This is a genomic window from Arthrobacter sp. SAFR-179, from assembly GCF_059414945.1.
Genome location: NZ_JBPFDM010000013.1, coordinates 153,391 through 162,848, shown reverse-complemented (window position 1 = coordinate 162,848; position 9,458 = coordinate 153,391). Strand labels below are relative to the sequence as shown.

Annotated in this window: 8 protein-coding genes; 2 read left to right on the top strand and 6 right to left on the bottom strand. The window is 68.4% G+C overall.

Going from position 1 to position 9,458, the window contains the following annotated elements; translation table 11 throughout:
• The coding region (locus ACR65K_RS18370) for a hypothetical protein (RefSeq protein WP_440154427.1) at window positions 1–249 on the top strand (249 nt) is incomplete at its 5' end.
• A gap of 77 nt (window positions 250–326) precedes the next feature.
• Window positions 327–968: a nicotine blue oxidoreductase gene (nboR, locus tag ACR65K_RS18365; RefSeq protein ID WP_056333208.1), complete on the top strand. Its 642-nt coding sequence runs from the start codon at window positions 327–329 to the stop codon at window positions 966–968.
• Window positions 969–995: 27 nt separating this feature from the next.
• Here nboR and ACR65K_RS18360 read toward each other — a convergent pair whose 3' ends face one another.
• The 6 genes from ACR65K_RS18360 to ACR65K_RS18335 form a co-directional block, all read right to left on the bottom strand.
• The gene (locus ACR65K_RS18360) at window positions 996–2,561 is read right to left on the bottom strand and encodes an HNH endonuclease signature motif containing protein (protein WP_440154426.1); all 1,566 of its coding nucleotides are present in this window, start codon (window positions 2,559–2,561) and stop codon (window positions 996–998) included.
• A 44-nt stretch (window positions 2,562–2,605) separates the two neighbouring features.
• The gene (locus ACR65K_RS18355; protein ID WP_440154425.1) at window positions 2,606–3,253 is read right to left on the bottom strand and encodes a uracil-DNA glycosylase; all 648 of its coding nucleotides are present in this window, start codon (window positions 3,251–3,253) and stop codon (window positions 2,606–2,608) included.
• An 85-nt stretch (window positions 3,254–3,338) separates the two neighbouring features.
• Window positions 3,339–4,319: an aldo/keto reductase gene (locus ACR65K_RS18350; RefSeq protein ID WP_440154424.1), complete on the bottom strand. Its 981-nt coding sequence runs from the start codon at window positions 4,317–4,319 to the stop codon at window positions 3,339–3,341.
• An 87-nt stretch (window positions 4,320–4,406) separates the two neighbouring features.
• A complete protein-coding gene (locus ACR65K_RS18345; RefSeq protein WP_440154423.1) occupies window positions 4,407–7,238 on the bottom strand; it encodes a molybdopterin-dependent oxidoreductase in 2,832 nt (943 codons plus the stop codon).
• Window positions 7,239–7,240: 2 nt separating this feature from the next.
• A complete protein-coding gene (locus ACR65K_RS18340; RefSeq protein WP_440154422.1) occupies window positions 7,241–8,176 on the bottom strand; it encodes an FAD binding domain-containing protein in 936 nt (311 codons plus the stop codon).
• Window positions 8,167–9,408, bottom strand: coding sequence for an XdhC family protein (locus ACR65K_RS18335; protein WP_440154421.1), 1,242 nt, complete (start codon window positions 9,406–9,408; stop codon window positions 8,167–8,169). Before ACR65K_RS18335 ends, ACR65K_RS18340 begins: the two co-directional genes overlap by 10 nt.
• Window positions 9,409–9,458 lie beyond the last annotated feature (50 nt).

The window sequence follows — 9,458 nt, the reverse complement described above, 5'->3', positions numbered from 1 at the left end:
GACCAGATCCGCCAATTCGTCCCCAACGAATTCGCCACCCTCGGCGCCGACGGCTTCGGCTTCTCCGACACCCGCGCCGCAGCCCGCCGCTACTTCAAAAACGACACCCACTCCATCGTGGTCAAGGTGCTGCAGCTGCTCGCGGCGAGGGGCGAGGTGGAGGCTGGGGCACCGCAATACGCCCTGGACCGCTACAAGCTGCTGGACGTCAACGCCGGAAGCACCGGCGGGGCAGGCGGCGACGCCTGACTCCGTCACAACCCGGCGGCCGGGTCATTTCCGCGGGGAGACTGACCCGGCCGCCTTTGTTTGGTTAGGGTTCAGTTATGGGCAACACGGGGGCGGACAACTCGCAGGAGCGCCAGGCGACGGGCATCGTCCTGGCCGCGGGTGCAGGCACGCGACTCGGTATGGGACCCAAAGCCTCGCTCCCCTACCGCGGGCGGCCGCTGGTGGAGGCGATCGCCGGGAACCTCCTCGACGGCGGCTGCCGCGAGGTGGTGGTGGTCCTCGGAGCTGGCGCACCCGATGTGGCAGCCGCGGCCGAACTTAGCCACTACCGGGTCGTAGTCAACCAGGACTGGAACACGGGAATGGGCAGTTCGTTCCTGCTCGGCAACCAGGCCGCGGATCCCGGAGACCACCTGCTGATCGCCCTGGTGGACCAGCCCGGCCTGACGAGTGAAACTGTGGCGCGACTGCTGGCCCGGCACCAACCGGGACGCGTCACCGCGGCTTCGTACCGCCGTCGTGATTCCACCGACGGCGGTGAGGCGGCACTCCGGCGCGGGCATCCGCTGCTCATCGACGCCTCCTTGCGTGAGCCTGTGTGTGCAACGGTCACGGGCGACGCCGGGGCGCGCGGCTTCCTGCGTTCCCACCCGGACCTGGTGGACGAAGTGGACTGCAGCGATCAGTCCACCGGCGAAGACGTGGATACGCCGGACCAACTGGGCCTTCTCCATTAGCACCCGGCCCACCAGCACCCGAGATGTTCAGGCGTGGGCGCGAAGGTACTGTTCAAGGGCATCCTCGCCGGGAGACCTTCCATGGCGAAAGAAGTCAATACTGCCAAGCCTTAGCCCCTCCGGCCAGTGTGGTAGTTCCCAGTCCTGGTGTTCGCTTTTGTAGTGCCGGCCGGCCGGTGAGGTCCAACCGGGTGGTTCGTTCTTGCTGGCCGGGGTGGGTTTCCAGCCTGTGGTGTGCCGGAGTCTGTGGTGTTTCGGGCAGGGCTGTCCCAGGTTGCTGATTCCGGTGGTGCCACCCTTGTGCCAGGCGAGGATGTGATCGGCTTCGTTGTCCAGGGAGTTGTTGCTGCACCCCGGGAACGGGCATTTCCCGTCCCGCATCCGCAACCAGTTCCGCATCGCTTTCGTGAGCCGGTAGCTGGTCCTGCCGATCTCCAACGGCGCCCCATCCCGCGGGTCCACCAGGACCCGGTGGAACGAGTCGGCCCCCTCGGCAACCAGCCGCCGGGCCATCGACGCCGGGATAGGCCCGTACCCGTCCAGCATCGCCGGCTCATCCGTCAACCCCATCAGCGCGAACGCCGGAACCGTCACCAAAACCTGCGCCCGGATCGGCGTTGACAGCTGCTCCTGTCCAGTACCGTCACTCCGACCGTCGCCGCCACCGGCCGCGACGACTCTGCCCGCGACGTCGCCCGTGGCGCCGGCACCGTTCGCGCTGGCACCGTTCGTGCCGGCACCGCTCCCGCTCATGGTGCCGCTGCTGTCACCGCCAATGCCCAGCCCACCACTCAGGATCGCGCCGGCGAAGGTGTCCGCCCGCAGCTGGGGCATGCTCCGAGACTCGTCCGGGCCCTGCATCCCGCGGGCAACAGCGGTAAGCCGGTTCCAGCCAGCCACAGCCTGGTCCGCCGGCAGACACGCGCTGAGCCAAGCCATCCCATCCCGGTCCGGCCGGAACTCCACCCGCCGATCCAGCACGGACTTGGCGTGGCGCTTCTCGATCGACTCCGCATGGTGGCGTTCCCGCCAGACCCGGGCCTTGGCCCTGAACCGGTGCGCCGGCATCTCCCCCACCGGACACCCCCTGGCCGCGTCAGGTACATCCGGGTCCAGGAAATGCGCCTCCAACGCCGCCACCCCCGCAGCATCAAGACCCGCGGTTTCATCGGCCATCACCACCGCATGCTGCCACGAGATCACCCCGGTCCGCAGTGCCGCCAGAGTCCGCGGCAACGTCGTCATCACGGCGTGCGACGTGGCCAGGAACGACCCTGCAGCCCGCGGCCCCAACGCCAGTACACACCCGATCTCCGCAGCAACCGCCATCTCCTGCGCCACCACCGGCACCCCCGGCCCCGCAACAGCACAGGCACTCTCCGCGTACTTCACAGCAGCCTTCGCCTTCAACCCCGCAAACCCGGCCTCCACCTCCCGGGCACCGGCAAGAATATCCAGGCAACCTTCTGCGAGCCCCGCCAAAGGATCAGCCTCCGAGAACGGCTCCAAACCCGCCCCGTCCACTTCCGCGTTCAGCACAGCAAGGGCAGCACGGATGCCCTCCAACGCCCTCACCACCGCCGCTTTCCCCATAAACCCATCATGGCAAGGGGGTGTGACATTCTGATGCGGCCGATTCAGGCCTGCATCCCACCTTCCAACAACTGCTCCAACCCGTGTTTGAAGCCGGATCTACCGCCATGCGCCGGATGCCGAATCTTGGGCGCAGCCAGCCCGCTGCGCTGCAGGCTGTGCTGCGCCACGTTGCCCACTGCAACGATGGAACTTATCCCGAAAAGCTCCGCGAGGTCCTGCCAGAAAGGTGTCCCCAGCTTCGTTTCAGAGGGCCTGGGCGTGCGGTTGGACAACGGCTTCCCAGGCTGATGGGGATGCCAGGGAAAGGCGCTCCACAGCAGTGGCAAAAGCCCTACTTCTTCCAGGACCTGCCATAGCACGGTGGCGGTTGGCTCGGCGGCAACTCCCACAGCTTCGGGCGGCAGCACATACCCCTTCCCAGGTCCGAAGAGCCCGAAGCTGTTGGCCGGACCCTCAAGGATGGTCCGGTTCGTGAATGGCACCCCCGTGATGCGCATGCCCCTGAATCCCGGGGCCTCCCCTACCAGCAGTACCCCGGGCCGCCTATCCAGCATCTCCTGCAGGTAGATCTCCAGGTTTCGCCGCCGCACCTCATTTGCCGGCACCGAGTAATTGAAGAAGTTGTTGCAGGCAGGCCCGGTCTCCACGGCTGCAAGCCGCTTTACAAAGCCGTGGACCGAGGCACTCACCGGCGGACCCCCAAGCGCAGTGCGTAAGAGAGCCGCCCGGCATTCCCGCGGCGAGCGAAGCGAGGCATGGGGCAGGCAGCGGACGCTACCAGCGCGGGTGGATGGACTCGCGGAAGTAGTGGTCGTAGATCCAGCGCACGCCGTCGTCGAACTCCTTGCCCACGTTGACCGTGGCCGCCGCGGCATTGGCCCGGGCCTGGTCCACATTGCGGGCACCGGGGATGACGGTGGTGACGCCATCTTGTGCTGCGATCCAGGCGATGGCTGCTTGGGCGGTGGTGGCCCCTTCCGGCACAAGCTGTTCGAACTCCTTCACGGCCTTCAGCCCCAGCTCGTAATCCACGCCGGAGAAGGTCTCGCCGACGTCGAACGCCTCGCCCTGGCGGTTGTAGTTCCGGTGGTCGTTCTCCGCGAAGGTGGTGTCCTTCGAGTACTTCCCTGACAGCAATCCGGAGGCCAGCGGCACGCGGGCGATGATGCCCACCCCTGCGGCCTTGGCGGCGGGCAGCACCTCGTCCAGCGGCTTGAGCCGGAAGGCGTTCAGGATGATCTGGACCGACGCGGTTCCCTCGTGGCGGATCGCTTCGAGGGCCTCGTCTGTCCGTTCCACGCTGACGCCGTAGTTCTTGATGGCCCCTTCGGCCACCAGCGTATCCAGGGCGTCGTAGACCTCGTTGTTGCTGTAGACCGGGGTGGGCGGGCAGTGCAGCTGGACCAGGTCCAGGGTGTCCGTGCCCAGGTTCTTCCGCGAGCGGTCCACCCACTGGCGGAAGTTGGCCAGGTTGTAGTTCTCCGGCCGCTGCTCCATCCGCCGGCCCATCTTGGTGGCCACGGTGACGCCGAGGCCCGGGTGGTCCGCCAGGAACTTACCGATGGCCTGTTCACTCTTGCCGTCGCCGTACACGTCGGCGGTGTCAAAGAGGGTGACGCCGGCCTCCACCGAAGCTGCCAGGATTGCCTGCGCCTGTGCTGGATCCACGTTGCCCCAGTCCGCGCCGAGCTGCCAGGTGCCGAGCCCCACGATGGAGACGTTCCGTCCGGTCTTGCCTAAAATCCGCTGTTCCATCCCACGACTATATGCAACGATGCAACCCGGGGTCAGATCCGACCCCGGGTTGCGCCCGCGCAAGCGGAAGTATGACCAGCGGCTGGCCTACGAAGGCACGCGCTCCAGCCTTGGCACCAGCCCCGCCTCCTTCAGCCCCAGGTAAATCCGGTCCCGCGCAATGGGCAGTGACGCGAAGCGCACCCCGGTGGCGTTGCGGATGGCGTTCGCGAGCGCCGGGGCAACCGGGTTGAACGGGCTTTCGCTCATCGATTTGGCCCCCAGCGGCCCCATCTTGTCATTGGTGTCCGCGAAGTAGACCTCGCTGCGCGGCACATCCGCAAAAGTAGGAATGTGGTACTGCCGGAGGATGTCCGTGGTGACCTTCCCGGCGTCGTCCACCACCATTTCCTCGTACAGCGTGGCACCAAGGGCCTGCGCGATCCCGCCTTCGATCTGGCCGCGGCACTGCCGCGGGTTGACCACTACGCCGGCGTCGGCTGCCTGCACGCTTTGCAGGATTTTCAGCTCGCCGGTGCCGCGGTTCACCGCCACCCGGAAACCGTGCACGTTGAAGGCGACCGAGCGTGGAGTCCCGCCCCAGCGCCCTTCGGCGGCGAGTTCGAAGCCGGCTTCCGCGGCCGCCTGCGCCAGTTCAGAAAGTGCCAAGGGAGTCCCGTCCACCACCAGGGAATCCCCGTCGAGGACGCACGCGGAGGCCTGGGTCTGCCGGATGCCGGCGGCGAAGGCCCGGATCCGGACTGCCAGCTCCTCCGCCGCGGCGAGCGTGGCCTTGCCGGCCACCACGGTGCCGGCCGAGCCGAACGCTCCGGTGTCGTGCTCCACCAGGTCCGTGTCGGACTGCCGCACCAGCACCTTGGACGCCTGCGTGGACAGCGCCGTGGCAGCGAGCTGGGCATGCACCGTGGTGGTGCCGTTGCCGAACTCGGCCGTTCCGACGTCGGCCTGGTACGTCCCGTCCGGCAGGAGCCGGATGCGGGAATGGGCAAAGTGGCCGCGCGGGGGCACGGTGTCAATCATGGACAAGGCGGCGCCTTCGCCCACCATCCAGTCCGGCCCGAGGTCCTCAAGGCCTGCTTGCAGATAGCGTTCGCGGCCGCGGCTCAGGGCATCCCGGACCAGGTCCAGGCATTGGTCCAGCCCGTAGCTGCCGTAGTGGACGTCCTCCTCCGGGTCGGGCTGCGTGGACAGCATGTGGTCCCCCTCGCGGACCATGTTCAGGCGCCGGAACTCCAACGGATCCATGCCGATGCCGGCGGCCAGCTCATCCATGGCGGACTCGATGGCGAAAATCATCTGGCTCAGCCCGTATCCGCGGAAAGCACCGGCCGGCACGGTGTTGGTGTACACCGAATGCGCGTCCACCTTTTTGTTGGCGCAGTTGTACACCGCCAGCGATTCGCCGCAGCCGTGGAACATGACGCCGGGGCCGTGGTTGCCGTAGGCGCCGGTGTTGGTCACCACGTCCAGCTCCAGGGCCGTCAGCTTCCCGTCCTGGCTGGCCCCGGCCTTCAGCTTGATGGTGAACGGATGCCGGGTGGTGGTGGCGGTGAACTGCTCGGTGCGGGTCAGTTCCAGCTGGACCGGGCGCTTCAGCTTCAGGGCCGCGAGCGCCACGAGGTCCTCGGTGAGGACTTCCTGCTTGCCGCCGAACCCACCGCCCACTCGCCCGGCCACCACATGCACCTTGTCCTCTTCAAGCCCAAAGACCCGGCAGAGGGTACGGCGGACCAGGAACGGGACCTGGCTGGAGGTGCGCACCTGCAGGCGGCCTTCGGCGTCCACCGAGGCAATTGCCGCGTGGGTTTCCAGTGCCACGTGCTGCACCCGCTGGGTTTGGTAGGTCTGTTCGTGAATGAAGTCGGCGGTAGCGAAACCGTCGGCCACGTTTCCCAGCTCCGAGTGCAGCTCCGCCACCACGTTCCGTTCCGGCCGTGCAATCCGGGAGCGTGCAGCATCCTTGTCCCCGTGGACCAGCGGAGCGCCGGGCAGCAGTGCGTCCTGCGGCGAGAAGACGGCCGGGAGTTCCTCATAGTCCACCTGCAGGGCACGCACGCCTCCTTCCGCGGCCCCCACAGATTCGGCCACGACGGCGGCCACCCGCTGCCCGATGAACCGGACCACGTCATCAAGCACCCGGGTATCGTCGGGGTCGTCCGTGAACAGCTCGTGCTGGGCCGTGGAGAACAACTGTTCGGGCGCATCTTCATGCGTGAAGACCGCCACCACTCCGGGGACCTTCAACGCCGCCGCCTTGTCGATGGACACCACGCGGGCATGGGCATGCGGTGACCGCAGGACTTTGAGGTGCAGCAGGCCCTGCAGCTGCTCCTGCGGAACGTCCAGTGTGTATCGGGCGGTTCCGGTGACCACGGCCCGGCTGGCCGGCGCCGGGACGTCGTCACCGAGCCGGCCAGGCTCCGGATCCGGCTGCCCCTCCCCGGCGATGCCGGAGCCCGGCCCTTGGGGATCCGGATGGCCGGCATGCCCGCAGACCGCGTCCGCGACGGCGCGGTAGCCGGTGCACCGGCACAGGTTGCCCTTGAGGTTCCGCGGCAGGTTCTCCTTCTGGTCATCACTGAAGGTGGCGGCGGTCATCACCATGCCGGCCGTGCAGAAGCCGCACTGGAAACCCTGGCGCTCCAGGAACTGCTGCTGCACGGGGTGCAGCTGCCCTTCAGCGCCGCCAGCCCCGGCGAGCCCCTCGATAGTGGTGACAGAGTGTCCTTCTGCCCTGACCGCCGGGTAGATGCAGCTGTGGACCGGAGTGCCGTCCACATGCACGGTGCAGGCACCGCAGTCGCCGCCGTCGCAGCCCTTCTTCACCCCCAGGTTTCCCTGCTCCCGGAGGAAGGTCCGCAGGCACTGCCCTGGACGGGGCGCGGCGTCCGCGGAAGTTCCGTTGATCTCGATGGCCATGCTCAGGCCCCTTTCGAAAAAGTTGTGGGCCCGGACCCCGGCATCCCGCCGGTCCGCGGCGGCCAAAAGTCTCCGGATACAGCCAATCCCGGCGTTCCCTGCGGCGTTGCAAGTTCGGCCCGGATTTCCTCGGCCAGCCGGTAGGTCATGTCGCGGCGCCAGGCCGGCAGCCCGTGGATGTCGTCGTGGTAAAGGTCTGCAGGGATCGCCTCGTCGAGCGCCGCCGCCAGCTGGTCCGCGTCAGGCAGCGCGTCGAAGCGCAGCTGCACGGGCCGCTTGGTGGCGGCGGTGACCGTCAGCACCAGGGACGTTCCGCCGTCGAGCCTTCCAATCAACAGCACCCCGGACCGGCCCAGGTTGCTCAGCGAGAGGCGGCGGAAGGCCACGCGGGCGGAAAGGGCCGACGCCGGGAGGTGGACGCTGCGGAGCAGCTCGCCCGGTGCCAGGCCGTTCCTGGCATCACCGGTGATGAAGTCCGCCACCGGGAGGGTGCGGCTGCCGCCGCCTGGCGTCAGGATGGTTGCCACGCCGTCGAGCCCGGCGCAGAGGGAGATGACCGGTCCGGCGGGCAGCGACGTGCAAAGGTTGCCGCCCACCGTTGACATGTTCCACACCTTGAAGGAGGCCACGAAGGAGTCGCAGCATGCCCGGACCAGGTCCAGCGCCGGCCAGCTGCGGCCCGACACATCCGGCTGGCCGGGAAGGCTGTACAGCTGGGCGATAGTGCAGGTGGCGGCGAGCTCGATGCCGTCGTCGCTGACGGTGATGGGCGTCCAGCCGGCAGCGCCCAGGTCCAGGAGCCGTTTGAGCGGCTGGGGACCGAAGGCGTAACTGCCGTAGGAGAAAAGGACCGTCCCGCCGGCCAGCCAGGCGTCGCCGTCGCGCCATTCCGCGGGGTCGGTGGTGCGGACCACCGCCTCAATGGTGTTCATGTCCATGCGATCTCCTGCTTGTCAACGTCTGTGGGCGCCGGTGCGGGCGCGGGGTGGGAATGAATGGGGTGCGGGTGGATGGTGCCGGTCGTTTCGCGCAGCGGCAGACAGCTGGCCGCGCGGCTGCGGGCGGCGATAATTTCCGCGGTGATGGACACCGCCACTTCCGCGGGGGTAACGGCACCGAGGTCCAGCCCGATGGGCGAGTGCAGCTGCGCGATCCGCTCCGGCGGGACGCCTGCGCTGAGGAGTTCGGCAACCCGCTGGAGGTGGCTGCGGCGCGAACCCATGGCGCCCACGTAGGCGAGGTCCAGGGCCAGTGCGGTTTCCAGCAGCGGGATATCGAATTTGGGATCGTGGGTCAGGACGGCGGCCACGGTCCGGGTATCAGTGCGGCCGGCAGCCGCTTCAGCTGCCAGGTACCGGTGCGGCCAGTCGGTTACTACCAGGTCGGCGGCGGCAAAACGTGGCTGTCCGGCAAAGGCCGGCCGCGCATCGACGAGGGTCACGTGGTAGCCGAGCAGTTTGGCGGCCGGGACCAGCGCCGCGCCGAAGTCGTTGGCGCCGAACACCAGCATCCGCGGCGGGGCCAGCCGGGACTCCACCAGGATGGCGTCCCCGACTGAAGGCTGCCCGTAGCCTGTCCGGTCCGGTGGACAATCCCCCGGCTGGCCCAGCCGGACCAGGCCTGCACCGCCGCTGCGGACTATGGACTCCACCTGCAGCGCCGGCTCCCCGTGCAGCAGGGCTGCCAGTTCCGGGGACGCAGCCAGACGGAAGGTGGCCGGATCAGAAAGGACGACGGCGCTGCCTCCTGCGCTGCCCAGCACCCGTACCAGGGCCACGGGTTGGTCCGGGCTGGTTTCGGCGAGTCGCAGCTGGGCGGCGCGCAGCGGATGCCCTGCCTCTCCGAACCTGGCGGCGGGCACCGGCTCCACGAAGATGTCCAGCCCTCCCCCGCAGGTGAGCCCGGCCGCGAAGGCGTCGGCGGCACTGAAGCCGAAGGTCTCAAGGCGCGTGGCGCCGTCGTCCATTGCCTCCTGGGCGAGCGCCACCACGGCGCCTTCCACGCAGCCGCCGGAGAGGCTGCCCAGCACCTCGCCCGCTTCGGTGACCAGCATGGAGGTGCCCACCGGGCGGGGCACGGAACCGGAAGCGGCCACGATGGTGGCCACGGCGAACCGCCGGCCTGCGACCCGGGGCATCCAGGGGCCGAGCGAAGGGATCAGGTCAAGCATGGCGGCACTCCTTCTTCCGCGCGGCGGTGGTGTCTATTGTCGGTCCTGCC